Below are 25,984 nucleotides of genomic sequence, written 5' to 3'. Positions count from 1 at the left end.
AACTATGGGTTTTACTCCTAAAACATCTTTGGCAGCATCTTCTTGGCAAGAATTGACTCTGCTTAAAAGTCCCGATCTCAATCAACTAGATAATATTAAAGCTCATCTAGACTTAATCTTATTATCTTTAGAAGCGATCGCTAATCTGAGTTCTGAAGCAATGTTACAAGCAGCTAAAGAGCTTAATTTAGAATCAACCATCGCCGACCGAGTAGAATTGTGGCGATTACGTCAATCTAATCCTTTGCGAAAAAGTTCAGGAGGACGAAAAAAACTCGATGTCGAAGAAGCGCGAGCGTTAGTTTTAATTATTGCTTATTTAGCCAAACAAAATCAAGAATTATTACGTCGAGCAGTTAATTTACTCGAACAAGTTACAGAACAAAATCAAGAACCCCATCACACTGCTTTGTTAGGAGATTATCTCGATAAATTCATTAATACTTATCAAACTAGAATGACACAAGAGCAAGCAATGACTTCCACAATTTTGTATCAACTCGCATTAAAACTCTTAATTGATTTGTTGTTTTATAGTGGAAATAATGGTCATCGTTTACTTTGGTTGGCAATCTTAGAAAGTTCTTCTTAATTATTTAAAATAACCCCAAATAACTGTTGATTAAATTAATGAATCAAGTGAGGTAAAAGATAATTTTTTCAATCCAACTATTATTTAGAGTAATTAATTTTGTTTAGGTAAATATTTATGTTCTCTTCACACAAAATTATTCGCCGTTTTACTCCGCCTACTTGTACCTTAGAAATTTGGGCAGAAAATTCACTTTTTTATCGTTGGAATAATCACAATTTTTTAAAAAACTTACAATTTAAACTCAGTTTTGATGATCCAAGATTACCAACAGAAAAGCAAATTACTATTCAAGGCGATCTCTATCAATTAGAACAACTTTACGAAGTAGTCAATAATTACGTACATAATTTTTTACAATTATCTTTAGTTGAAAATTACTCTCCTGACCAGGCTTTATTAACTAAACAGTCTTCACAAACAATTACCAATACTAATCAACCTCAACTCCAACCTTTAAACTTAGTCAATCATGAATTAAATCTAGGTAATTTAAATCAACAACATCTAGACCAAAAAATCAAATTAAGCTCTAGTCAATTATTCGATATTTTTACTGCTTTAGAAGAGTATCAAACTGAAATCTCTGTTTTCCCTCAATCATTAAATAATAATAAGACCTCAAAAAATCCTTTACTTTGGGGCAGTATAGCAGCCGTAACTCTTTTGGCAGCAGGCTTAACTATTATAGGAACAAAGGTTTTTTATCTTTCCGAAAAAGAAGCAAATACAGTTTCTGTACAAAAATCTTCACCGACAATTAATCCCAAAATTAATGACATTGTGCCTCCAAAATTACCTGAAACTGAAAACAAACCTATTGTTCAACCTAACCTAACAGGACCTTTATCTTCTGCTGAAAAATTACCACCACCACCACCAGTAGATTTACCAAAACCACCACCAAATATTCCAGATCCAGCCAAATTTCCACTGCCAGAGTCAAATACTTTTACTATTCCTCAACCAGCACCACCAACAGTAGCAGTTAAACCAGAATCAGTAGAAAAATCACCAAGTTTAGAACAACAAATAACTATTCAACCGAATGCAGTAAAACCATCATCAACTAATCAAAAATCTCCTGATAATTCAAAACAAGATAATTTATCAGAATCTGATTCTGTACCTAGTCAAACGAATAATCAATCAGAAAATATTGACTCATCTGATATTTCTTCTATCCCATCTTTTTCTCCTGAACAAAAGCAAAATCAAATTGCAGCACAAACTAATCAAACTTCGATTCCAGAAATTCCTCAAGTCAAAGAAATTGAACAATATTTTAAAACTCAATGGCAAACCCCAGAAGGTTTAAAACAAACCTTAGAATATCGTTTAATTCTTAGTCCTAATGGTTCAATTAAAAGAATTATTCCTTTAGGAAAAACTTCCCAAATTTATTTAGATCGGACTAATATTCCTTTGATGGGAGAAACTTTTGTTTCACCACTAGCAAAACAAGAAGATGCTACTATTCGTCTGTTGTTAAGTCCTGATGGAGAAGTGAAAACTTTTTTAGAATAAAAATAGCAATGACGTTATATAGCGGTTCTCGGATTAATTAGATACAGTCAAGACCATGGTTTTTGTTAATGGTTAATTGAAAACTGTTGTAGAGACATAACATATTGCGTCTCTACTGATAAGTGATCGAGGTAATTCATCAACTAAATTCTAATTATTTTATACTTAAGGTTGCCATTGACTTGGTATAACAATTATAGAGAAATAGGGAACTTCTGAAGGATTAACCCTGTCAATTGCTACTATTCTTTGCTCAGGCATAGTTGCTTTCTCTACATACTTTGCTCGTTCGTATAATCCCAATTCTTTCAAAACACCTACCACTTTTTCAAAATGTCTACCTAGTTTAATGATTACCGCAGCATCAGCAACAGCTAATTTTGCTTTTAATATTTCTGCTGGCAAAATAGCAGGAATAACTACATAAACATCATTGCGGTAAGTTAAAGGAACTCCCAATACCGCAGCACTAGCGATCGTAGAAGACACTCCAGGTACTACTTCTGTAGGAAATCTATCTGCTAAACGATTATAGATATACATAAAAGTACCGTAGAAAAAAGGATCGCCCTCACACAGTACGACAACATCCTGTCCCAACTGAAGATATTCAGCTAAAGTTTTCGCAGCTTTGTCATAATATGGTTGAGCAGAACATTCGAGTTTGAAAGGAAAATACAGAGGAATTTCGATCTGTTTTGGTTTAATATATTCCAACACAATTGATCGCGCTAATCCCTGTTTATTTTGATCGGCGATAGGATAAGCTACAACAGAAGCAGATTGCAATAAACGTAAAGCTTTGACTGTAATTAATTCTGGATCGCCTGGGCCAATACCCAAACCATAAAGACGACCTACAGACTTTATCATATCTCTTGCTCCGTCGCTAAAGCATTAACTGCTGCTGCTGCGATCGCGCTACCACCACGACGACCGTGTAAAGTAATAAAAGGCACATCTCGACTATTTTTTGCTAGAGTTGCTTTTGATTCTGATGCACCAACAAAACCAACAGGAAAACCTAAAATTACAGCAGGTTTAGGCGCGCCTGCGTCTAACATTTCTAGAAGATGAAATAGTGCTGTAGGAGCATTACCAATCACTACTAAAGAACTTTTTAAGTATTCTTGCCATAATTCCAAAGCTGCTGCCGATCGCGTATTATTAATTTGACGAGCAATTTCTGGTACTTGAGGTTCATTAAGAGTACAAACTATCTGATTGTCTGCTGGTAAACGATTGTGAATAATTCCATGAGCTACCATTTGAGAATCACACAAAATAGTTGCACCTTTTGCTAAAGCTTTTCTGGCAATCGTTACAGCGTTGGGTGAAGCTTCTAAATCATTGACAATATCAGTCATACCACAAGCATGAATAAGACGAACAGCAACTTGTGCTAGATCTGGGGAAAGACTTGATAAATTTGCCTCCGCACGAATGATAGCAAAAGACTGACGATAAATCTCGTCGCCGTTACGGATATATTCAAGGGTCATTTAATTTGATTTGATATAGGGGTATTTTTAGGCTCTATTCTCTGGTTTTCTCGTCAATTAACAAGTGAACTTGATAAGGTTTTGCTGTTGCTTGAACAAAGTTAATGGTATTTCCTTTAATTATATGTCGGATTGTTAGATGTTTTGAGCGACCAAATAGTTTGAGCGTATCAAAATATTTTCCTTCTTTAATTTCTATTGATAAGAGTTCATCATAATTAATAATTTGAGGATAGTTTGGTTCAGGAAAATTCAGATCAAGTACAATAATCCGATTATGAGTTAAAACTCCAACAGATAAAGGTGTGTCATAACTCACCCGAACAAAGCTATTTTGATAAAATAATAAAATTTCTTGAATATTTTCTTGAGGAAGGAGATAATAATGAACTCGTTTAATTAGTTGTTGAGTATCCCAATCTCGCAGACGTTTTTGATAAGCAATGGCAAAAGAATAATTTAAGAAATAAGTTGTTTGATGAGTCTGATCATTTTCTGGTTGAGCAAATAATAATTTAATTGCTAAAAAATACAAAAAAATAAGATAGATTAGTTCATAATTTAAAGGTAAGTTCACAAATCTAACTTCAATTAAAGCTATCAAACCAAGACAGCAAAGTTCAATAAACTTATTTTTATTAAGCTTAAATACTGAACAAAACATAACTGGTGGAGGAGGTGTAATTTATTTTTTCTGGCAATTAACCAGTCTAATTTAATCATGACTATTTTGACAGTCTAACTCAGTAATAATACGGAGATATTTGATTGGTAAATCTTGATTAAAAAGGTTATAAAATAATTGCTTGAAATTTCTCAAGGCTATCATCACAAGCATTTTGTTAGATTAATCGCCTTTAGTTAAAAAAATTTAAGGATTTTAAACAAATTTTGCTATGGTTGAATCACAGGAAACAATGGTATCAGTACAAACATCTACATTAATTGCTTTAAAAGAATTGATTGAAGTAGTAGCTAAATTGCGATCGCCTGATGGTGGTTGTCCTTGGGATTTAGCACAAACGCCCGAAAGTTTGACACCTTATATAATTGAAGAAGCTTATGAAACAGTAGATGCCATTACTTCGGGTCAACCAAAAGCGATCGCAGAAGAGTTAGGAGATCTATTACTGCAAGTAGTATTACAAGCACAAATTGCTCAAGAAGATCATACTTTTACTTTACAAGAAGTTGCTCAAGGTATTACTGAAAAGTTAATCCGTCGTCATCCTCATGTGTTTGGTGAAGTAGAAGTTAATAGTGTGGATGAAGTTCATCAAAATTGGGAACAAATCAAAGCAGCCGAAAAAGGAGAAACTCCAGAACAAGCACAATTACTTAGTAGAAAGTTGCGTCGTTATGCTCGTAGTTTACCACCTCTGATGGCAGGAATGAAAATATCCAAAAAGGCTGCTGCTGCTGGCTTTGAGTGGGATAATGTCGAAGGAGTCTGGCAAAAATTTGAGGAAGAGTTAGCTGAATTTGAAGAAGCGATTAATTTAGGCAATCAAGAACATCAACAAGCAGAATTAGGAGATTTATTATTTACTTTAATTAATATTGCTCGTTGGTATGGATTAGATCCTTCCGCAGCTTTACAAGGAACTAATCAACGTTTTATTCAGAGATTGGCGATGATGGAGTCAGTCGCAGAAATGCCTTTAGAAGATTATGATATTACTGAATTAGAAACTCTTTGGCAACGAGCTAAAGCTCAATTAGCACAATAAAAAATTGTCAGGTGGGTTATTTACCCACTATTCTAACAATTGGTCGCGATCGCTATTATTAATAACATTTCTTCTTTAAATTGCTTCAATATCTCAAGATTTAAGTAAAAAAAAAATTCAACGATGGAAGAACTAATCGCTTTAAGAAAATACATCGAAGAAAAAGACTACATTAAAGCTTTAGAACTTGTTGGTGAATTAGAGGAGATGTCTAAAGAGGATAAACTCAACAAAATTTATAGCTATGCAGTTATCCTTCTGGTTCATTTAATCAAACAACAAGCTGAAAAGCGTACTACGCGATCGTGGGATGTTTCCATTAATAATTCAGTAAGAGAGATTAAACGTACTAATAAACGGCGTAAATCTGGTGGTTATTATGCCAATGAAGATGAATTAATTGAAACTATTGATGAAGCATTGGAAGCTGCGATGGAAAGGGCAGCATTAGAGGCGTTTGAAGGTAGGCATGATGTAAATGAGTTAAAACAAATAATTGACGTGGAAAAGGTAAAAGAAATTGCTTTGAATTTGATTAATTTCTGAGTATTATCGGATTTGTTAGTAAAGCGATCGCGTCGTGTCATTAAAATGTTGGATTTGGCAAAAAATTAGTCATGCCACCAGTTACAGTAGTAAGAAAAAACTAATCGAGCAGAGTTAATATTGGTTAGTTTAGAGCAATCAAAAGATATATTAGGATTGGCGATAAAATAAGTAAGTATAACTATCAGAAAAACATAGTTAGATCAATAACATTTGAAAAAATTTTAAATCATGCCCCTGCAAGAAGAGATTGACAAAACGAGGCAAGAAATTCGTACAGATGGCTATTTAATGTCTATTGGTGAGTGGATCAGCCTTTATGAAAAAAATGAAATTGATATTCATCCAGATTTTCAAAGGTTTTTTCGTTGGTCTGACCATCAAAAATCTACTTTCATTGAGTCAATTCTTCTAGGAATACCAATTCCACCAATTTTTGTAAGTCAAAGAGATGATGGAGTTTGGGATGTTGTTGATGGTGTTCAACGATTATCAACGATATATGAATTCGTGGGTCTTTTAAACATAGGAAATCGAGAAAAAGATCAATTTCCAGTAGCTTTGCAAAAAACTACTTACTTGCCTTCTTTAGAAGGCAAAAAGTGGGACGATCCGAATGACAAAGAGAATTCTCTTACCCAAGCGCAACGTTTATTGATTAAGCGAGCAAAAATTGCAGTCAACATTGTTGAAAAAGAAAGTGATGAAATGGTCAAATACGAATTATTTCAGCGACTTAATACAGGAGGAGCAATTGCTACTCCTCAAGAAGTAAGAAATTGCATTCTTTTAATGTTGAATAAAGATTTATATGAATTAATGCGAGCGCTTGCAAATTATGAATCATTCAGAAATTGTATTGCTTTAAGTGATCGATTATATGAAGAACAATATGATATGGAATTAGTATTGCGTTTTATTCTTCTCTTTGATCGAGATCAAGAAAGCATTAAAAAGTTAGGTGGAGATGTTAGCGTTTTCTTGACAGATGAAATGCGTAAAATAGCTCTTAATAAAGAATTAGATTATACCCATATAAAAGAAGGATTTACAACAACATTTGATACACTTAATAATACTTTAGTTGATGATAGCTTTAGGAGATACAAACCTGATACAAATAGATTTCTTGGAGGCTTTTTATTATCAGCCTATGAAGTAATAGCGTTAGGAATTGGATATCATTATAAAAATCTACCTCCAACAGATCAAATATCTGATCGCATTAAAAGTATTTGGTCAGATTCAACTTATCAAAAATGGTCAGGGGCAGGAGTAAATGCTGCAAGACGTTTACCTTATCTTATTCCTCTTGGTAGAAAGGTATTTTCTCTCTAATGAAGCTTAGAACTGCTGAACAATTAAGCGATAGGCTATCTAACGATCTTGCTTGGCGAAAAAAGGAGCTTTCAGAAGTTAAATCTTTGGTAGAAACTAAATCATTTTCTGATTCAAAGCATAAAGCTTTAATTAGGAGTGCAATATGTCTTCTTTATGCTCATTGGGAAGGTTTTGTTAAATTAGCAGCTAATTCTTATTTGGAATATGTAAGAATGCAAAAACTTTGTTATCAAGAGCTTGCTACTAACTTTTTGGCTCTAGCTATGAAAGAAAGGTTAAAAGAGGCAAAAGAAACAAATAAACCTTCGTTATATATACCTGTTTGTAATTTTTTTTTGGATGAATTAAATCAAAGATGTAAGTTACCTGAAGATGCCATTTCTAGTGCATCAAACCTTTCTTCTGAAATTTTTAAAGAAATAATTTATATTCTGGGAATTGATTTTTCACCCTACTCTACAAAATCCGTATTAATAGATACTAAGCTTTTAAAAACAAGAAACGAAATTGCACATGGTGAATATTCACTGTTTGATAAAGAGGAGTATATAGAGTTACACAAAGAAGTTATTGCTATGCTTGATATTTTTCGTAATCAGATAGAAAATGCTGCTATTAATAAAGACTATATGCGAAATACACCTTAAATAAAGTTCCTTCATAGCCGTCGAAGTAAAGATTAGGACACACAAATCTTGTAAGGGCGGGGCGTTGCCATCGGCGTGAATTGAATTCACGCCACAGCACGGACGGCTATAATGTTGCCCGCAGGTGTAGACATTGCGTCCTCCCCTTGCGAATGGCAAGAACGCCCCTACGATTCAATATCTTGTCTTAACCTATGGTTTGGTTGCTATAAAAGCGAGTTAACAAATTATAAAATTTATGGTGAGCCAAATTAGGAAATTGATTGATTTCCTGAGTCAGTGACTCTTTATTGTTTATTACTGTTTTTATCTGACTATCTCTTTAATAGCTACAATCACGCGATCGCTTTATCTGATCTAGGCAACAGCTTCAATCGCCTGTTTTTATTTAAAACTTTCTTTCTCTCTAGTTATTCCCGATCGCTTTTTAACTTAAAAGTGTAGTTAGAGTTCAGGGAAATAACCGTCATGCAACTTACTTATCGCGGAATTAATTATCAGTCTGTAGCTGGACAAAAAAGTAACAATTTGCAGTATAAAAGTTCGGTTCATTACTTTGTTTATCGTGGTGTTAGCTACAGTAAATGTTTATTAATTAATCCTTCTAATTCTCACAGTAGTTAGTTATTCAAATAACTAATGAATCGCTTTTGTCCTTAATCTTCATGAGGAAAAGCATCATGATTCAAATTTATTGGCAAAAATTATTAATTAAAATATTTTTTTGGTTAGTAGCAGAAATTATTCTTAATTTAATCGGAATAGATAATGTTGCTGATTATAGCGAATTTGTTTTTGCTCCTAAAACAATGATCCAAATAAACAATAACTTTTATAGTTGAGTGATTATATCATTAAAATTAAAAAAATGAATAAAACAGAACGTTTAACCACTGTCAATTTAATTTTATTTATTTTATTATTGCTTGTAGCTATTATTTAAAGTGATAGCTATATCAAAATAACCATTAATAAATTAATCAAAAAAAATTTATTAATATAAAATAATTCAATTTTTGCTATAAATAGAAGAATGAGGAATAAAAAAAAATTTACCTCCTGCCTCTTTGTGATGTGTACCATTATTTTTTCTATTTCATATTAATTACTATTTTTTGATGTTTCCGCCTCAGTCACAACTAGTAGCTTGCAACTTTCACTAAAACAGGTTTGCTTGTCGCATAACTAATTAACAAATTAAATTATTAATCACAAGATCGTCTGAAAATTTAGAAATCTATTTACAAATAAAAGATAAGATTAACATTGTGTTTTTAACTTCAAACTAATGAGCATGAGTAAGAATAATTTTCTTTTTTTTTTCAGGAACTAGTATTTTTTAAATTAATGAGATATCAATTTTGTAAAATTAATTGAGAAAAGTTATCTAAATTTTTTATAGGTTAAAACATTAGATAAAACTACAATATTAAAAATTCGCTTTGGTAAAAAAAATTTTTATGATAAATTGGGTCAAAACAAACGAGAGGTAGTATATCTGTCGACCGACTTTGGCTTGCTCGTGTTTGACTATCAGGCAATTAAACAATCAGTAATTTAAAGGATTTAAAACATGAATTATGTCACCCCAACAAAACAAGAGATTTTGGAAGTTATCAATTTGCTTCAAGTACTAAGACCAGACGATCATGACTTAAATGTAATCGCAGAAACTGTTGATGTTCTCTATTATCGACGAACCAACAAAAGATTACGCAGAAAAACAATTGAAAACAAAGATGGTACTTTTTTGATCGAAGCTTTGATGAACTGCAACGGCTCTTTTGAAGGTGACATAGCACAAATGATCGCACAAGAAGTCATCAATCTCGTTAAGTATTTTCAACAACAAGCTGAATAAAAAATTGAATTAGTTCAAAACAAATTTGCACACCACTACAACACTGAGAATTATTGTTTGAATGAAATATTACTAAGAAGGCAAAAGCAATTGTCCCTACTGCCCAGAATCTTTATATAATTTAGTTAGGTGAGCAAAAATTAAATCATCATACAGATCGAACAGAAGTAGTCAGGATTCAGTAGCCACAAGGCGGGCGTATTTATGCTGTTTCCTGATTTTACAATAGTCGGTATTTGTCTAAATTTAGCTCAAGCCTGCTCAAATATAATTAACAACTCAATTAAGCTGCTTGTTCGCTTATTTTTGTTCCTTTGATGACAACTACTATTCCTGAGTCGAAGGTACTTTTACCTGTCAAATCAAAACAATTTTCCCTCTCAGATCGTTTTACTAGTTTACTCAATCGCTTACAGCCTTCGTCTGAATTAATAGTACTAATTGCAGCTTTGTTAATTGGTGGTGGTTCGGGTTTGACGATGGTTGTGTTTCATCAACTGATTAACCTGTGCGAAAGTTTAAGTTTCGATCTTTTATTAGGTACAATTTCAGTTTGGGGCGGTTGGACTTTGGTTTTAATTCCTATTTTAGGTGGTTTAATCGTTGGTTTGATGCGCTGGCGTTATCCAGAGATTTTAGGACAAGAATTTTCTGCTTTATTAACTAATCCTAGAGTACAAGTTATTTCTCCCCTCAGACCAATTGTGAAAATGTTGGCAGCAGCAATTTCTTTGGGAACAGGCGCTTCGTTAGGGCCAGAAAGTCCTTCGGTAGAAATAGGTTCAAATATTGGTATTTTATTAGGGCAGTTGTTTCAAGTATCCAAAGAACGTTATCGTTTATTATTAGGTGCTGGTGTAGCAGCAGGATTAGCAGCAGGTTTTAATGCTCCGATCGCAGGTGTGTTTTTTGCTCTAGAAGTAGTATTGGGTACATCTTTTACTTCGCCAGCAGTTGGTTTAATTTTACTCTCGGCGGTTTTTAGTGCGATCGCATCTCGGATTTTTTTAGGAGTTCATCCAGCTTTTAATTTACCAGCTTATCAGGTTAATAGTCATTGGGAATGGTTATTTTATCTGGGGTTGGGAATACTTGCCAGTTTGGTTGCCCTCGCTTATACCCAAGCAATTAGATTGACTCAAGCTTGTTTTCAAGAGAAGTGGTTACAGAAGTTACCGACAGTTATTAAACCAGTTTTAGGAGGATTGGTAGTAGGTAGTATTGGTTTGCAATTACCGCAAATTTTGGGTGTTGGTTACGGTACTTTAGAAGTAATTTTAACAGGAGAAAGTTTTTCCCTTTCTTTATTATGTCTATTATTAGTTGTGAAATTACTAACCACAGCAATTAGTTTGGGTAGTGGTTTAGTCGGAGGAGTTTTTGCCCCAGCGATGTTTTTGGGGGCTTGTCTAGGCTCGATTTATGGTAATCTCCTGAGTAACTTTTTACCAGCAGATCAATTAATTATTGCACCTCAAGCTTATGCGATCGTAGGAATGGCTGCTGTTTTAGCTGCTAGTGTGAAAGCACCTTTAACTGCAATTATCTTGTTGTTTGAATTAACTAGAAACTATCTCATTATTTTACCTGCGATGGTAACGGTTGGTGTGGCTGTTTGGATGGTTGAACAAATCGAAGCACAAAGTGCAGTGGCAGGTTTAAATTTTCAACAAATGGGGATGAATTTAGATAAACAAGATGAAGTAGATAAATTAGAACAAGTCACTGTTGCTGAGGTGATGAAAACTTCCTATCTTGCTTTAGCGGAAGGAACAACTACATTAGCAGCAGGACAAAAAATGATTCAAACTCAATCTCACACTGCTTTGGTATTTGATTGTCAAGAAAAGTTAATTGGAGTAGTTACTTTGGCAGATATTAAAAAAGCAATCTTTAAATTACAACACCAATCTGCTGATTTTTCTTTGTTTGAACAAAAAATTGCCGATATTTGCACGCTAGAAATTCTTTACGCTTATGCCGATGAATCTTTGAAAGAAGTTTTAGAACGCATGGGAACAAGAGGATTATATTTATTACCTGTAGTCTCACGCGATCGCCCTAGAGAAGTTTTGGGCATTATTGATCGCAATCAAATTCTTTTAGCAAGCGATTTGGTAGAAACTCAAGCAGCACTTTTACCTTACCTTACAGAAAGTCTGACTAGCACGAAAGTCGATCTGATTAGTTCCGAGGAGGTAAAAACCTAAGTAACATCAATTCGGGTTAAGAACATTTTGGCAACTATTATCCAAAAGAATTGCACTTTCAGCCAATAAAAGTATAGTGTTTCTCAATTTACTCAGATGCATTTTACTTCTGCCTTCTGCCTCCTGTCTTCAAACCAACAACTTTGTATCTCGGCAAATTAATTATTAAGTTCTACTCTTTGAGAACGACGACTAGGCAAAATTTTAGAACCATATTTATGAGCATAAACTTGAGTAAACTCTGCTCCAAACAAAATAATTTGAGCCGAATAATAAACCCAAGCTAAAAAGATAATCAAAGAACCTGCTGCGCCATAAGTAGAACCTAAACCACCTTTTTCAAAATACCATCCCAATAAAAATTTACCAAAAATAAATAATAAAGAAGTAATAATTGCTCCTACCGAGACATCTTTCCAAGTAATTTTGACATCAGGAACATATTTAAACATTAAAGCAAACATAAAAGTTAGTAAGCCAAAAGAGACAAAAAAATCAATATTTTCCCATAAAAATTCTGAACCAGGCAAAAAATCAATATTTAATTTTCTCACAGTAGATAAAACTGCACTAATAATTAAAGAAGCAAGTAATAAAAAACCGATCGCGACTACCATTAAGAAAGAAAGTAACCGCTTACTGATAAATAACCAAATCCCTCTTCCTGGTTTGGGTTGTACATTCCAAACCGTATTTAGTGCATCTTGTAGTTGACCAAAAACTCCCGAAGCACCAACTAACAAAATTCCCACACTAATTAATGAAGCTATATTACCTAGTTCTGGTTGATTAGCATTATTTAACGCTACTACAATCGCGCTTGTTCCTTCCGTACCTACTAAATTTTCTAATTGACTAATTGTCTCTGCTTTAGCAGCATCTTGTCCAAAAACCGACCCAGCGATCGCAACTGCCAGAACTAATAAGGGTGCAATGGAAAAAACTGTGTAATAAGCTAAGGCAGCAGCTAAAAGTGATACTTTATCTTTTTGCCATTGTTGAAAAGTTTCTTTTAATAATTTAAGTATTTTCCCAATCGTCATTGTCTCAACAACTCAGAGGTTGCCCGTATTTAGAAAGGAACTTCTTTTAAAAGTATATTGATTATTCAAATAATTTGTTATCTTATGAAAAACAACTTTTAGGGCTTAACTAAGAATACACGAACAATTTATAGTGGAGGAAAGTCGATCCCCAATCAAAATTCAGCAAATATCGTGAAAGCAATTACAATTCTTGGTTCTACTGGTTCTATTGGTACGCAAACTTTAGATATTGTTGCCCATCATCCAGATAAATTTCGTGTAGTTGGTTTAGCAGCAGGACGAAATATTGAGCTTTTAGTGCAACAAATTCGTCAATTTGAACCAGAAATAGTCGCTACTTCTTGTCCAGAAAAACTTCCCGAATTACAAAATGAGACCGCTTCTTTACCTAATCCTCCGCAAATTGTAGCAGGAGCAGAAGGAGTAGTTGAAGTAGCGCGTTATGGTGATGCAGAAAGTGTAGTGACAGGAATTGTTGGTTGTGCTGGTTTATTACCTACCATTGCTGCGATAGAAGCAGGTAAAGATATTGCCCTCGCTAACAAAGAAACTTTAATTGCAGGAGGTCCCGTTGTTTTACCTTTAGTCAAAAAACACGGCGTTAAACTTCTTCCTGCGGACTCGGAACATTCAGCCATTTTTCAATGTTTACAAGGTGTTCCCCAAGGCGGTTTAAGAAAAATTATTTTAACTGCTTCTGGTGGTGCTTTCCGCGATCTTCCTGTCGAGAAATTAAGCACTGTTACGGTTAAAGATGCTCTCAAACATCCTAACTGGTCGATGGGTCAAAAAATTACTATCGATTCAGCAACCTTAATGAATAAAGGTTTAGAAGTAATTGAAGCGCACTTTTTGTTTGGCTTAGATTACGATCGCATCGAAATTGTGATTCATCCCCAAAGTATCATTCACTCTTTAATTGAGCTACAAGATACATCTGTACTAGCTCAGTTAGGATGGCCCGATATGCGTTTACCTTTACTTTATGCCTTGTCTTTTCCTGAAAGGATTTATACTGATTGGGAACGCTTAGATTTAGTCAAAGCTGGTGATTTAACTTTCCGTGAACCAGATCATGATAAATATCCTTGTATGCAACTAGCTTATGCAGCCGGGCAAGCTGGCGGTTTAATGCCTGCGGTACTCAATGCAGCTAATGAACAAGCAGTAGCTTTATTTTTAGCCGAACAAATTCAATTTTTAGACATACCCCGTTTAATCGAAACTACTTGCGATCGCGCTTACAATCAAAATACTCAAACTCCCACTTTAGAAGATATTCTGAATGCAGATAATTGGGCAAGAGAAACTGTTATAACTGCTAGTAAGGAATTAAACCAAAGCGGTTCTTTAATTTCTTTAACATAAATTTTTTTCTTACTTTGTTTATGTCAGTAGAACTAATTGTAGTTATTGCTTCGGTTGTCATCACTTGGCTAATTTTTACTTGGCTAGTTAAAGTTTTAAAAGCAAGTCTGAGTACAGCTATAACTATTGCTGCAATTCTGCTGATTTTACAGCTAGTATTTGGTATTCAATATCAAACTATTTGGCAAGAAATTATAAAACTACCAGAAATCATTTGGCAATTAATAAACAAAAATTAAACAAAATTGTTTCCCCATCTATTTTTTTTAGTTGGGGTATTTTCTCCTAATTTCAAAAACTAAATTATAGCAATTCTCGAAATCATAAAATCTACCATTAACAGTTACTAATTACTAATTATGAAGGATCAATAATCAACTATTAACAATCCACAAAAACCAGAGTGTTAATGTACCACACGATAAGAAGAAACGCTACAACATTATTCAAAAGGATAAATATAAGCATCCATTCCTTCGTGTTTAAGTTGTGTCACAAATTGATTAGCTTGCTCTTTGGCAGCAAAAGCTCCTAAATAAATAAAAACACCTTGAGGAAAATTAACTAAGGAAACATTAGCAACTTTTTGTTGTGCCAAAGCTAAGGATTCTTCACCTGTATATTCTGACAAAATATAATAATAATTAGGAGCAATTGAAGAGGTCATTCCCAGTGGGTTAGGAATACTAGTAGGAGGAATAGCTAACGGAGAAATAATCTTTTCTTTAAGTTTAGATTTAGTCTTAACATTATTATTTTTTTTAGCTTGAGGCAGAACAATATTACTTAAACTTGTTTGATTGAGATCGATAAACTCTTCGGCTGCTAAATTAGGACTATTAATAGAATTAACCTGCTGATCTTGAACTAATTTAGTTTCAGTATTTGATTGATAAAAATAAATAACTAGACCAGACACAACATTAGTCAAAAGTACAATTAGCAGCGAACTAATTATCCAAGGATTAACTTTTTGATCTAACCAATTATTAGGCAAAGGAGAAGATAATTGAGTTGAAGCTTGCCAAACAGATTCAGAATTTGATTTAGTTAAACAGCCGTTGGGATTATTTTTAGGAGGATTAAAAATATTAATTTCATGTTCAGGAAAAGGTTGATGAACTAAACCAGAAGCTTTATTGTGATTTTGATGATTCGGTTGTGATGAATTCATGAGCAATAGATGTAGTACAAAAAAGTTTTGATGACAGTATGAATTTACTCCTTACTATTAGAAATTGAGAATTGTTAGTTTGTAATTCTTAATTTGGCATGAAAGATCAGACAAGATATTAAAGAAACTTAAGTTAAGAAATTAGGAGTCAAAATGTACGTTCTGATTGGCGGAGTAGGGATGATGGGGGCAGATTTAGCCAAAACCTTACTCGAAATGGGACACACCATCGCCGTTATCGATACCGATCCCCTTGCTTGTCAGTATGCCCGTGAAAAAATTGGTGTGATGACTTTTGAAGGCAGTGCAGTCAATACAACTGTCTTACTAGAGGCGGGAATTCGTAAAGCTGATGCGGTTATTGCTACGCTTCAAGATGATGCCCTTAACTTGGCATTAGTAACCCTATCCAAACATTACGGTGTAACTCAAATCATAGTACGTATGAGCGATCGCGATTTTGCTGAACCTTATCTACTAGCTGGGGCAAGTCATATTATTAGTACTACTCAACTTGCTGTTACTAGAATTATTAACGCGATTGATTATCCTGAAGTGGATGCGATGATTCACTTTGAACAAGGACAAGTTGAAGTTTTAAAACTGACAATTCCAAAGCAATGTAATGTTGTAGGTCGTAGTATCGCTGAAATCGCTCAAAATCCTCGTTTTCCTGCTGGCACTTTGATTATTGGCTATCAAGCTCATCCCCATGAAGATTTAATTATTCCTAATGGCAACACAGTTTTAGAAAGTGGTTCAACGATTCTTGCTGTTACTAAACCTAATCTGGTTAGGCAGTTGATTGATTTTATGGGACTATGTTCTTAGTCATCTTTAAGAGATAAAAGTTTCTCATTTAATTCTTTAATTTGGGATTGAGCTAAGTCATCAGAAAGAAGTCCTTTACGTACTGCATCATTAATAGCTCCCTTTTCTGCTAGATAAAGGCGACGGCGCAGTCCATCTAGATAGTTCCGCTCTTGAGTCTTCTTTTGCTTTTCGCTAATGCGCTGGTTGTAGAGATCTCGCAGTTCCCTTTCTGATGTAGCAATTCTTGCCTGATAACTAGCAAAGAGTTCTTCATAAAGGGATTTAGGTAGACTACCAGACTGCAAAAGATTTTTCAATTCCTGTTGGGCTGCCTTGGAGGCAATCAAGTTTAATTGTAGAGTTTCAATTCTCTGTTTAACGGCAGAATGTTTAGATAACTTTAATCGTTTAACAAACCAAGATAAGCTTAATCCCTGTCCGATGAATGAGACTAAAACTGTACTAAAGACCAAAGTAATTACATCTGTGCGTCCAGGTAACGTCAATGGTAAGCTAAGAGCCAGTGCCATTGATAAAGAACCTTTAACATTTCCTACAATTAAGACGTGTTGCCAACGAAGCGGTAAAGGTCGATCAAAGAAATGTAGTAGATAAAGTAAAGGATAAATTACACATATTCGTCCGATTTGGTAAGCTACAATCGCTAAAAGTGCTGCGGGAATGGTTCTTAAAAGAATTAGTGGCTCTACTTCAATCCCTACCAGTAAAAAAATAAAAGTATTCACTCCAAATCCAGCGTATTCCCAGAAGTTTAAGAGAGTAACTTTGGTAGTGGCAGAAGTTTGGCGAAAACCAAGATTACCAATCACCAACCCAGCAATCAATACTGCGATCGCACTAGAAACTCCCAATAATTGACCAATTTGAAATGTCCCCAAAGATACGGCAACCGTCAACAAAATAGTACTTAAAGCGTCATCCAAATACTTGAATAAACTAAGACAAAGATAACCCAGTCCTAGTCCTAAAATGCCTCCACCAACAAAGGCGATCAAAAGTTGCTCAATTCCCTGCCCAACACTAAAAGAACCCTGGGTATGAATTGTGCTGATCAGACTCAGTAACACCAAAGCGACCCCATCATTTAAAAGACTTTCTCCTTCAACAATGGTGGCAAGTCTGCCAGGAACAGGTACGGTTCTAAAAGCTGCAATCACAGATACTGTATCAGTAATTGTTAAAATTACACCTATAGCACAAGCGGTGAGCCATTCTAAGTTAAGACCATATTTGAGCAACGCTGCTGTAATAGCAGCAGATAAAACCACGCCAGGTCCTGCGAGTAAAGTAATTGGCTTGATAGTACTTCGTAAACGACTGATTTCAGTATTAATAGCAGCCTCAAAAATCAAAATTGGCAAAAACAAATTCAAAATTACGTCTGGGTTTAAGCCAATTGATTCTGGTAATGCCTGTTTAGAGATTACTAACCCTGCTAAAACTAAACCTATGACATAAGAAATTTTTAGCCATCGGGTGATTAAGGCAACAGCAGTCGCGACAAGTAACAAAATGATCAGAGTACTAACTAATCCTGCAAAGGCATTAGGATTTGTCGAAAGTGTAGATTCTAAATTAGAGTCGGCTAAATTTTCAGCAATAAGATAGCTTGTCACAATGATTCCTATTGATACGAAAACTTTCTTCAAATAAGATTAATAAAAAAAATAAAGCGATCGCTCTACTAAAATAAGTTCAATGCGACCGCGTTTTTGAATTATTCAATTGCAGTGTGATGATTAAACAACACTAAACACCAACACAAAAACCAACACAGCAGCAAAGATAATCAAGGCATAGAATTGAGCGCGACCATTTTCTAAATATTTCAATCCTTCACCACTGACTAAGGTTGCCAAACCAGTTAAGTTGACTGCACCATCGACTACGCGATAGTCTACCTCCATAATTTGTCTAGCTAAACGACGAGAACCCATCACAAAAACTTTGTCGTAAATCTCATCGAAATACCATTTGTTGAGAGAAAGCTTGTAAAGAGCGGGATATTTTTTCGCGATCGCAACTGGATCGATTTTTTTAGCACGATACATCAAGAAAGCGACAATAATCCCCACTGTAGCGATCGCCACAGAAAGTCCTGCCATAATTAAGAATTCGCTCCACTCAAAATGACTCGCTTCGGCTGCAATTTCGGTAACCGTTTCTCCAGGCGCGTGAATAAACTCTTCAAAATAGTTTTCCCAAGGACGACCAAGTAAACCAATGCCTACCGAAGGTACTGCTAACACGACTAAAGGCAAAGCCATAGTTAATGGAGATTCATGAGGAGAATGACTGTGTCCATGATGTTCAGCTTCTTCTACATCCATTGCCCCTGGGCCAAATTGTACACCTGCTGCGGTTAAAAGTTGCTGACGAATACCCGTATCATTACCGCGGAATTCCCCTTCAAAGGTCATAAAATACATTCGGAACATATAAAAGGCGGTTAAACCTGCTGTTGCCCAACCGATAAACCACAGGGAGGGGTTAGCAGAAAAAGCTTGTCCCAAAATTTCATCCTTTGACCAAAAACCAGCAAAGGGAGGAATCCCAGAAATCGCCAAATTACCAATTAAAAAAGTAATGGCGGTGATTGGCATATACTTACGCAATCCACCCATCAAACGCATATCCTGCGCCAAAACTGGATTATGTCCCACCACTGCTTCCATACCATGAATAACTGAACCAGAACAAAGGAACAACATCGCTTTAAAATAAGCATGAGTCATCAGGTGGAATAACCCCGCCGAATAAGAACCAATTCCCATCGCCATGACCATATAACCGAGTTGGGACATGGTGGAATAGGCTAAACCCTTCTTAATATCATTTTGAGTTAAAGCGATCGTTGCTCCCAGAAAAGCAGTAACTGCACCAGTCCAAGCAATGACAGTCATTGCAGCAGGAACGTGTTCAAACACGGGATACATCTTAGCGATTAAATATACCCCAGCAGCTACCATTGTTGCAGCATGAATTAAAGCAGAAATTGGGGTAGGACCCTCCATCGCATCTGGTAACCAAACATGAAGGGGAAATTGGGCAGATTTGGCAACAGGTCCCATAAAGACCAAAATAGCAAATAAAGCTGCTAATCCACCCCCTAACGCTCCAGAAGACACTAATTCTGAGAGGCGTTCTCCCATCACATCAAACTCAAAACTGCCTGTTGCCCAATATAAACCCAACATTCCTAACAACAAGCCAAAGTCACCAACGCGGTTAGTTACAAAAGCCTTTTGACAGGCATCAGCAGCAGCTTTGCGGTCAAACCAGAAACCAATCAGAAGATAGGAACACATCCCTACCAATTCCCAGAAAATGTAAATCTGGACTAAGTTAGGACTAATCACTAATCCCAACATCGAAGAACTAAAAATACTCAAATAAGCATAAAAACGTACATAACCTTGGTCATGAGCCATGTAGCCATCGGTATAAATCATGACCAAAAAGGCTACAGTAGTGACGATTACCAACATCAACGCATTAAGGTGGTCAATGGTATAACCCATCGTCAGATGAAAATCACCTGCTGCTGCCCATTCAATTGTACGAGTGTAAGCTTCGTGTCCGTGAATCTGACTCCAGAGGATAGCAAAGGACATCACCATTGCTGCGCCGAGGATGGAGACGATCAAAACACCATTAATTTTTCTCAGTTTGTTAGTCGCCTTATTAAAGGAGATCAAACCTATTCCTACCAACATTGCTCCTAATAAAGGTAGGACAGGAATCAGCCAAGCGTACTGATATAGCGTTTCCATTACTAATGTCTACATAAAAAATCACTTCATTGCTTCACTTTTTACGAATAAAGAGTGAAACAGTTTTAATTATAAAGAATCCCCTCTATGCCTTACTTTTGTTTTGAAGAAATCATTGAAAATATTCTTGGTATCCAAGTGAAAAACTTTACTTACAGCAATTTTCAGTTGCATAGAACACAACTAATCTACTTTTTACTTAAAAACAAACTAACTTGCTAAAAATTTAACTAACTCTTCTAACTTCAGCCAAGCTGCACCACTAGATATGATTTCTTTTGCCATTTCAATACCTTGAGCATGATTACCAAAACCAACAACCTCTCCTACCTGTAAAGCTAAAGCAGCATTTAAAGCTAAGGCATCTTGTTGAGCTTGTGTACCTCTACCTTGAAGAACATTACGTAAAATAGTTGCATTTTCTTCAACTTCACCGCCCTTTAATTGATTCACTGGTGCAGAAGTTAAACCCAATTCTTGAGGATTGATGCTAGCTAAACTGACTTTGTTTTCAGTTAACATAGCTAAATCTGTACTATCGCCTAATCCTGCTTCGTCAAGCTTTTCTCTACCATGTAAAATAATTGCTTTAGGTATTCCTAGTTTATTTAACGCTCCTGCCATACTATTTAAAAATAAAGAGTCATACACACCAATAACTTGACCAGTAGGACGCAGAGGATTAACTAAAGGACCTAAAAGATTAAATACAGTTCTAATTTGAAGAGTTTTTCTTAAAGGTGCCACACTTTTCATCGCAGGATGCCAACCAGGCGCAAACAAAAAAGTAATTCCTACTTCATCTAAAGCTGCTGCTACTTTGGCTGAAGATGCCGTTAAGTTGACTCCCAAATATTCCAAAACATCAGCCGAACCTACTTTACTCGAAGCAGAACGATTACCATGTTTAGCAACTTTTACTCCTGCTGCTGCTGCTATAAAAGCTACTGCTGTAGAAATATTAAAAGTAGAAGCTCCATCCCCTCCTGTTCCACAAGTATCAATCACAGGAGAATCATGTTGAATTTTTTGTTGCTGTACAGATTGGTTTTGTAACACTTGTGCCATTCCAGCTAATTCATCTGCCGAAACTCCTTTAGCTTGGATTGCAGCCAAAATTGCTCCCGAAATTACAGGAGGAATTTCTTCTTGCAGCCATCCCTCCATCAATTGGGCTGCTTGTGTTTGGGAGAGAGATTGTTTTTCTAATAACTGTTGTAGCAGTCGAGGTAAATCTAAAGTGCTTTGGTTAAATTGTTCTACCATCAGTTTCGAGTAAAAATTGGATTATTTCCTCTGGAGGTTAAAGAAGAATTAAAATCTATTAGGTATTCTTCGACAGTTAGATATCCTATCTCAAAAGTTGATCTATGAAGTATTTTCTCCGACTAAGTACTCTTTTGTTCTTGTTAATTTTGCTGTGGTTTCCCTCACCAGTACAAGCTGCTAGTTCATCGGCGGTTACTCCATCGACTTTTAGTGAAGTTGATTTTAGAAGTAAAGATTTTTCTGGTAAAAATTTACAATCTATTGATTTTGCCAAAGTTGATTTGGAATCAGCTAATTTTAGCAATGCAGATTTGAGAGGAGCGGTGTTTAATGCTTCTAATCTAGCTAATGCTAATCTACAGGGAGTTGATTTTAGTTACGGTTTTGCTTACTTAACTAATTTTGATGGGGCAGATTTAACTGATGCAATTTTTCAGGAAACGATTTTGTCTTTTTCTACTTTTGAAGGGGCTAAAATCAAAAACGCCGATTTTACTTTCGCGGTACTAGAAAAATGGCAAGTTAAGCAACTTTGCGCTAACGCTTCAGGAGTTAACCCTAAAACTGGGGTAGATACCCGTGAGTCTCTTGGTTGTAAGTAGTACTAATAATTTAGTTGTGACGCTGGAAACATACTCCAGCGTTAAAAAACTACTTTAAAAAAACACCAAAAATAATTTAATAATAAGAATAAAACAAGTAATGTCTACATTTTAAAAACTATCTGATTCTGGTCTAGCACCAGAAGTTCCAGGTTTATTTAAAAATAGATTTCCTGCTGCATCATTTTGGTAAACGCAATCAATATTAGGAGAACTTTCTAAAACACCTGTAAAGGCGAAAGTGTTCATTCTTCTCTTACAATCTCTTACTTGGTCGTTACTAACCAGTTTTTGTTGTTCTAAAATTGACCAGTTATTTTGTCTTAAAACACATCCTGGTTGCATTGTTGGTTGGGTAACAAAGACATTAAAAGGATTTAATGTTAAAAATACTCTCATATTAGCAACGATCGCACTAGCTCCAAATTGCTGACATAATTCTGCATTAGGAGCTTGCATATCGATTTGAGAACGAGATTCAATGCGTGTAGGGTCGGCATTTGTGCCAAAATTTAAGGCAATGCCAACTACAATTCCCAAAATAAAAACACTAGCTATAATTGCGATTTTGGTAGGGTCAAATAGTTTTTTTTCGGCAGTTGAAGCATAACCTTTGGAAGTAGGAGGATCGTAACGGTCGTAATCGTATCTATTTTTGCGTTTCATAAGAATTTGTAATTGGCATTTTTTTCTAGTTTACTAAACTCATTATTGCTTTGACGGATTTTACTATTTTTCTGGGAGAGTTGATTGTTTGCTTTTAAATACCATAATTCAACTTGAAACTGCTCTTCACTACCGAAGCAGTAAGGTAGAGTTTAGATAGCTGCAATCAAAAAGACTTAATTACTTATAGCGATCGCTTTTGAGTTTAATCATTAAAATATAGCTTTTTTCATAAATTTTTGTTTGTTTGAGGATTGAAATTATATCAAGTTATTTTTTATGATGAAATTTGTCTAAATAAAGCATTTAAAGGCAAGAGGAATAAAAATGACAGACTTTATTGATTTGACTGAAGTTAGTAAAGATGTCGAGCAATACACAATTGCTAAAGAGTTGGAAGCTATTTCTGGTTCTAATTTTGTTGAGTTAGTTGATGCTGATAGTGAAGATTTTTTATTTGATTTTGAACCTCTAGAAATTAACTCTAATGAACTGATTGAAAGCAATTTTAATATTAACCAAGATTTTTTAGGCTCAGAATTGAGCGCAACTTTCAACGATGAGCTTACTGGTAGCAATACTACTACTGGATATAATACTAATAACAATTTGGGTTATAGCAGTCAATATAGTCTTTGGGGAACTCCCAAAGAAGATGCTTACTATTGGAGAAAGCAACAAGGTTCAACTACGTGTGCAATTGTGGCTCAAATTAGTATCTATGAGTCAATTACTGGAAAATATATTGCTGAATCTAATGCTACTAAATACGCTCAAGCTAAAGGATGGTTCGATCCAAACACAGGAACTTCTCCAACTGATAGCGATAATATTTTGAATGTTCTAGGAATTAAAACTAAGTATAAGTATCAAGGTGATATTTACGATATTGTTGATGCTTTGAATAATGGAGATAAAATAATTGCTGGAGTTGATGGAAAAGAAATTTGGAATCCCATCTACAGCACAGTTACTGGAAAACCTCTCGAACAAATTAATGCCGGACACGCTGTCTGGGTGACTGGGATTGTACAATACGCTGACAAAAGTATTGATTTTATTCTTAATGATAGTGGCACATCACTGGGAAAAATGGATGCTGTAGATTATTGGGATTTTATGAATGCATGGAGTGATTACAGCAACTTCTTAATTGTTGTCGATGCCTAAAACAAAGAACTTGTCATAAAGCGATCGCTCTATTGTTTAAGCAAAAAAATGTTTTGACTTTAGTTTAGTTTAAATAAAATAACCAATCAAAGCAAAAAAAAACTCAAATATATTTAAAATATTGGTTTTAATTGCGGAATTATTTAAATTAAATTTGCGTTTATAGCATCTCTAACTTATGAAAGATGTTAAACAATTTGGGATTATGTAAGCTTCAAAAATATAAATGAGACAGTCAAACAAAAATTAGGAAGAAATAATAATGCCAGATGAAATTTTAAACAAAAATCTTCCAGAAATTGATCTTACAGAAGTTGAAGATTCTAGAGTTCTTATTGCTGATGAGCATCGCTCATTTTTAGAAAAAGTAATGGTTGAAGGCGGATTTGCAGATCCTTATGATGCCAGAGACTTTACTGAAGTTGTTTTTCGGGTTATGCGTGATTTGATGACCACAGAAGCTTCGGATCGGGTAGCAGATGAACTACACGAAGAAGCTATGCCAACCGAAGAAAAAGCACTTCAAATGGAAGTAACCGAGCTTTGGAAAGATACTAATCCGATTGTAGGATTTTTAAGTCGGGTACGTCCACCTTGGCAAGGGCCTGGTATCTTTAAAATTGATTCTGACCGTTTCTTTTTCCGAGTCGCTAATGAAGGTGGATTGGAAAGAACTTCTCAAAACAAAGATGAGCAGAGAAAGCAAGCAGTTAAAGCTGTATTTTCTGCTACCAAAGAGCAATTATCCGAAGAACGAATTCAAGAGATTGCCAGTTGGCTTCCTGAAGGTGGAGTAAGAGAACTTTGGCAAGAAGCGTAATTAAAAATATTAGGTAAAGCAAATCAATAATTAAACTTCAAATTTAAGCGTATCTTTGATCTAAGCTAAGGATACGCTTTGATTTTTAGCTTTCCCGACGGCAACCCCCCACTGTAAAAAGAATTTCATAGAATAAAATTGATTTGAGTCGTCAATTTTTTCCTAGTAATTAAACAGACTTAATCTGATTAAACTTATCAAGCAAAAAGTTAGTTGAGTTCTGTATCTTTTCTTTTTAATGCCTCATCAATTTGAATAAAAAGCTTTTCTAAAGTAGAGTTATTATCTAAAGCAACATCAGCTTTGGCAATTTTTTCAGCTAAAGGAATTTGACTATCAATTCGATTAATTGCTTGAGCAGTTGTTAAACCATTACGTTGTTGTAATCTTTGAATTTGTTGAGCGCGATCGCAACTAACTACCCAAATTTCTGTAACTAAATGAGTTAAGTTTGCTTCAAATAATAAAGGAATCACAAAAACAATTGTATTTATATCTAATTGGGCGAGTTCCTCACTAAAACGAGAACGAACATAAGGATGAATTTTACTTTCTAACCACCTTTTTTCTGCAGTATTATTAAAAATAATTTCGCCTAAAGCTTGACGATTGAGATGATTATTCGGTAATTTAACGCGATCGCCATAACGCTCAAAAATTTCTCTCAGAATAGGCGAACCTGTTTGCACAGCCTCTCTAGCAAAGATATCTGCATCCAACACAGGTAGTTGATATTGACTAGCTAAATAATTGGATACAGTCGTTTTTCCCGTACCAATTCCACCCGTTAAACCAATAATTCTTGTGTGGTTGTTCATTGATAATCTAGAACAAGATAATCATAATAAAAAATACAATGAGTTCGCTCCAATGTCCCAAGTGTAATGGAAGATTAAAAGCAGTAGTATATCAAGGAATAGAAATTGATCGCTGTCAACAATGTGGAGGAATTTGGTTTGATTCTCAAGAAGCTGAAACACTTAAACAGATCAAAGGTTCAGATACAGTAGATCTTGGTCAAACAGAAATTAGCGATCAATTCAATCTTACCGAAGAAGAAGTTGACTGTCCTCGATGTCAAAAACCAATGATCCGAATGTTAGACATCGACCGATACAATCTCTGGTACGAAAAATGTCTTAACTGTGGTGGTGTCTGGTTTGATGCAGGAGAATTTAAACAATTTAAACAAAATTTTCAAACTAAGACTTTTTTCAATGTCGCTAAACGACTCTTTAAACGTTAATCTCTAACCCAAGAATGTCTCTAGAAAGTTCCGAACCTTGATAAACTAATTCGAGAACCA

At 35.0% G+C, this 25,984-nt stretch carries 27 protein-coding genes; 17 read left to right on the top strand and 10 right to left on the bottom strand.

Annotated features, from left to right (window positions below; translation table 11 throughout):
* The first annotated feature begins 4 nt into the window (after positions 1 to 4).
* The gene (locus STA7437_RS06060; protein WP_015192493.1) at positions 5 to 592 is read left to right on the top strand and encodes a DUF3038 domain-containing protein; all 588 of its coding nucleotides are present in this window, start codon (positions 5 to 7) and stop codon (positions 590 to 592) included.
* A gap of 117 nt (positions 593 to 709) precedes the next feature.
* Positions 710 to 2,119 carry a DUF4335 domain-containing protein gene (locus STA7437_RS06055; protein ID WP_015192492.1) on the top strand — a complete coding sequence of 470 codons (1,410 nt, stop codon included), beginning with the start codon at positions 710 to 712 and terminating at the stop codon, positions 2,117 to 2,119.
* Positions 2,120 to 2,284: 165 nt separating this feature from the next.
* On the opposite strand, the gene STA7437_RS06050 is transcribed toward STA7437_RS06055, so the two are convergent.
* From STA7437_RS06050 to STA7437_RS06040, 3 genes are read right to left on the bottom strand one after another with little or no spacing between them, the layout of a single operon-like run.
* Positions 2,285 to 2,992 (bottom strand): precorrin-2 C(20)-methyltransferase, encoded by a 708-nt coding sequence (locus tag STA7437_RS06050; RefSeq protein WP_015192491.1) that lies wholly within the window; start codon positions 2,990 to 2,992, stop codon positions 2,285 to 2,287.
* Positions 2,989 to 3,621: a precorrin-8X methylmutase gene (locus tag STA7437_RS06045; protein WP_015192490.1), complete on the bottom strand. Its 633-nt coding sequence runs from the start codon at positions 3,619 to 3,621 to the stop codon at positions 2,989 to 2,991. The genes STA7437_RS06050 and STA7437_RS06045 overlap by 4 nt, the downstream gene beginning before the upstream one ends.
* 34 nt (positions 3,622 to 3,655) lie before the next feature.
* On the bottom strand, positions 3,656 to 4,198 hold the full coding sequence (locus tag STA7437_RS06040) for a hypothetical protein (RefSeq protein ID WP_150109042.1): 543 nt from the start codon (positions 4,196 to 4,198) through the stop codon (positions 3,656 to 3,658).
* Positions 4,199 to 4,517: 319 nt separating this feature from the next.
* Between STA7437_RS06040 and mazG the strand changes: the two genes are divergently transcribed.
* The 8 genes from mazG (at position 4,518) to STA7437_RS06010 (ending at position 11,956) form a co-directional block, all read left to right on the top strand.
* Positions 4,518 to 5,351 carry a nucleoside triphosphate pyrophosphohydrolase gene (gene mazG / locus STA7437_RS06035; protein ID WP_015192488.1) on the top strand — a complete coding sequence of 278 codons (834 nt, stop codon included), beginning with the start codon at positions 4,518 to 4,520 and terminating at the stop codon, positions 5,349 to 5,351.
* 123 nt (positions 5,352 to 5,474) lie between these two features.
* Positions 5,475 to 5,897, top strand: a complete 423-nt coding sequence (locus tag STA7437_RS06030) for a DUF29 family protein (protein ID WP_015192487.1) — start codon at positions 5,475 to 5,477, stop codon at positions 5,895 to 5,897.
* Between the two features lie 231 nt (positions 5,898 to 6,128).
* Positions 6,129 to 7,235: a GmrSD restriction endonuclease domain-containing protein gene (locus tag STA7437_RS06025; protein WP_015192486.1), complete on the top strand. Its 1,107-nt coding sequence runs from the start codon at positions 6,129 to 6,131 to the stop codon at positions 7,233 to 7,235.
* Positions 7,235 to 7,885, top strand: a complete 651-nt coding sequence (locus STA7437_RS06020; protein WP_015192485.1) for an MAE_28990/MAE_18760 family HEPN-like nuclease — start codon at positions 7,235 to 7,237, stop codon at positions 7,883 to 7,885. The genes STA7437_RS06025 and STA7437_RS06020 overlap by 1 nt, the downstream gene beginning before the upstream one ends.
* Positions 7,886 to 8,353: 468 nt before the next feature.
* Entirely contained in the window at positions 8,354 to 8,509 is a 156-nt protein-coding gene (locus STA7437_RS25420) for a DUF4278 domain-containing protein (protein ID WP_015192484.1), read from the top strand.
* Positions 8,510 to 8,565: 56 nt separating this feature from the next.
* On the top strand, positions 8,566 to 8,727 hold the full coding sequence (locus STA7437_RS26490) for a hypothetical protein (protein ID WP_015192483.1): 162 nt from the start codon (positions 8,566 to 8,568) through the stop codon (positions 8,725 to 8,727).
* A gap of 731 nt (positions 8,728 to 9,458) precedes the next feature.
* The gene (locus STA7437_RS06015) at positions 9,459 to 9,746 is read left to right on the top strand and encodes a hypothetical protein (RefSeq protein WP_015192482.1); all 288 of its coding nucleotides are present in this window, start codon (positions 9,459 to 9,461) and stop codon (positions 9,744 to 9,746) included.
* 317 nt (positions 9,747 to 10,063) lie between these two features.
* The gene (locus tag STA7437_RS06010; RefSeq protein WP_015192481.1) at positions 10,064 to 11,956 is read left to right on the top strand and encodes a chloride channel protein; all 1,893 of its coding nucleotides are present in this window, start codon (positions 10,064 to 10,066) and stop codon (positions 11,954 to 11,956) included.
* 158 nt (positions 11,957 to 12,114) lie between these two features.
* Here STA7437_RS06010 and STA7437_RS06005 read toward each other — a convergent pair whose 3' ends face one another.
* Positions 12,115 to 12,999, bottom strand: a complete 885-nt coding sequence (locus STA7437_RS06005) for a YihY/virulence factor BrkB family protein (protein ID WP_015192480.1) — start codon at positions 12,997 to 12,999, stop codon at positions 12,115 to 12,117.
* Positions 13,000 to 13,173: 174 nt separating this feature from the next.
* On the opposite strand from STA7437_RS06005, the gene dxr reads away from it, so the two are divergent.
* Both dxr and STA7437_RS05995 read left to right on the top strand, forming a co-directional pair.
* Positions 13,174 to 14,370: a 1-deoxy-D-xylulose-5-phosphate reductoisomerase gene (dxr, locus tag STA7437_RS06000; RefSeq protein ID WP_015192479.1), complete on the top strand. Its 1,197-nt coding sequence runs from the start codon at positions 13,174 to 13,176 to the stop codon at positions 14,368 to 14,370.
* Positions 14,371 to 14,390: 20 nt separating this feature from the next.
* Complete coding sequence (locus STA7437_RS05995; protein ID WP_015192478.1) at positions 14,391 to 14,609, top strand: hypothetical protein; 219 nt, start codon at positions 14,391 to 14,393, stop codon at positions 14,607 to 14,609.
* Between the two features lie 203 nt (positions 14,610 to 14,812).
* On the opposite strand, the gene STA7437_RS05990 is transcribed toward STA7437_RS05995, so the two are convergent.
* Positions 14,813 to 15,544: an SPOR domain-containing protein gene (locus STA7437_RS05990; protein WP_015192477.1), complete on the bottom strand. Its 732-nt coding sequence runs from the start codon at positions 15,542 to 15,544 to the stop codon at positions 14,813 to 14,815.
* A 153-nt stretch (positions 15,545 to 15,697) separates the two neighbouring features.
* On the opposite strand from STA7437_RS05990, the gene STA7437_RS05985 reads away from it, so the two are divergent.
* Positions 15,698 to 16,375: a potassium channel family protein gene (locus STA7437_RS05985; protein ID WP_015192476.1), complete on the top strand. Its 678-nt coding sequence runs from the start codon at positions 15,698 to 15,700 to the stop codon at positions 16,373 to 16,375.
* Here STA7437_RS05985 and STA7437_RS05980 read toward each other — a convergent pair.
* From STA7437_RS05980 to trpD, 3 genes are all read right to left on the bottom strand, one after another.
* Complete coding sequence (locus tag STA7437_RS05980) at positions 16,372 to 17,994, bottom strand: cation:proton antiporter (protein ID WP_015192475.1); 1,623 nt, start codon at positions 17,992 to 17,994, stop codon at positions 16,372 to 16,374. The genes STA7437_RS05985 and STA7437_RS05980 overlap by 4 nt on opposite strands.
* 123 nt (positions 17,995 to 18,117) lie before the next feature.
* Positions 18,118 to 20,151, bottom strand: a complete 2,034-nt coding sequence (locus STA7437_RS05975) for an NAD(P)H-quinone oxidoreductase subunit 5 (protein ID WP_015192474.1) — start codon at positions 20,149 to 20,151, stop codon at positions 18,118 to 18,120.
* A 210-nt stretch (positions 20,152 to 20,361) separates the two neighbouring features.
* Positions 20,362 to 21,417: an anthranilate phosphoribosyltransferase gene (trpD, locus tag STA7437_RS05970; protein WP_015192473.1), complete on the bottom strand. Its 1,056-nt coding sequence runs from the start codon at positions 21,415 to 21,417 to the stop codon at positions 20,362 to 20,364.
* A gap of 104 nt (positions 21,418 to 21,521) precedes the next feature.
* Between trpD and STA7437_RS05965 the strand changes: the two genes are divergently transcribed.
* Positions 21,522 to 22,022 (top strand): pentapeptide repeat-containing protein, encoded by a 501-nt coding sequence (locus STA7437_RS05965; protein WP_015192472.1) that lies wholly within the window; start codon positions 21,522 to 21,524, stop codon positions 22,020 to 22,022.
* A 111-nt stretch (positions 22,023 to 22,133) separates the two neighbouring features.
* Here the strand turns inward: STA7437_RS05965 and STA7437_RS05960 are convergent, their stop codons facing one another.
* Positions 22,134 to 22,688: a DUF3172 domain-containing protein gene (locus STA7437_RS05960; protein WP_015192471.1), complete on the bottom strand. Its 555-nt coding sequence runs from the start codon at positions 22,686 to 22,688 to the stop codon at positions 22,134 to 22,136.
* Between the two features lie 327 nt (positions 22,689 to 23,015).
* On the opposite strand from STA7437_RS05960, the gene STA7437_RS05955 reads away from it, so the two are divergent.
* Positions 23,016 to 23,858 (top strand): hypothetical protein, encoded by an 843-nt coding sequence (locus STA7437_RS05955; RefSeq protein WP_015192470.1) that lies wholly within the window; start codon positions 23,016 to 23,018, stop codon positions 23,856 to 23,858.
* A 262-nt stretch (positions 23,859 to 24,120) separates the two neighbouring features.
* A complete protein-coding gene (locus STA7437_RS05950; protein ID WP_015192469.1) occupies positions 24,121 to 24,678 on the top strand; it encodes a DUF2267 domain-containing protein in 558 nt (185 codons plus the stop codon).
* Between the two features lie 209 nt (positions 24,679 to 24,887).
* On the opposite strand, the gene coaE is transcribed toward STA7437_RS05950, so the two are convergent.
* Positions 24,888 to 25,496: a dephospho-CoA kinase gene (gene coaE / locus STA7437_RS05945; RefSeq protein WP_015192468.1), complete on the bottom strand. Its 609-nt coding sequence runs from the start codon at positions 25,494 to 25,496 to the stop codon at positions 24,888 to 24,890.
* A gap of 38 nt (positions 25,497 to 25,534) precedes the next feature.
* Here coaE and STA7437_RS05940 point away from each other — a divergent pair, with 38 nt between their 5' ends.
* Entirely contained in the window at positions 25,535 to 25,924 is a 390-nt protein-coding gene (locus tag STA7437_RS05940; protein ID WP_015192467.1) for a TFIIB-type zinc ribbon-containing protein, read from the top strand.
* Positions 25,925 to 25,984: the final 60 nt, after the last annotated feature.

It is taken from the genome of Stanieria cyanosphaera PCC 7437 (assembly GCF_000317575.1).
In the GTDB taxonomy this organism is placed as follows: Bacteria; Cyanobacteriota; Cyanobacteriia; order Cyanobacteriales; family Xenococcaceae; genus Stanieria; species Stanieria cyanosphaera.
This window is presented reverse-complemented; position numbering and strand designations above follow the sequence as displayed.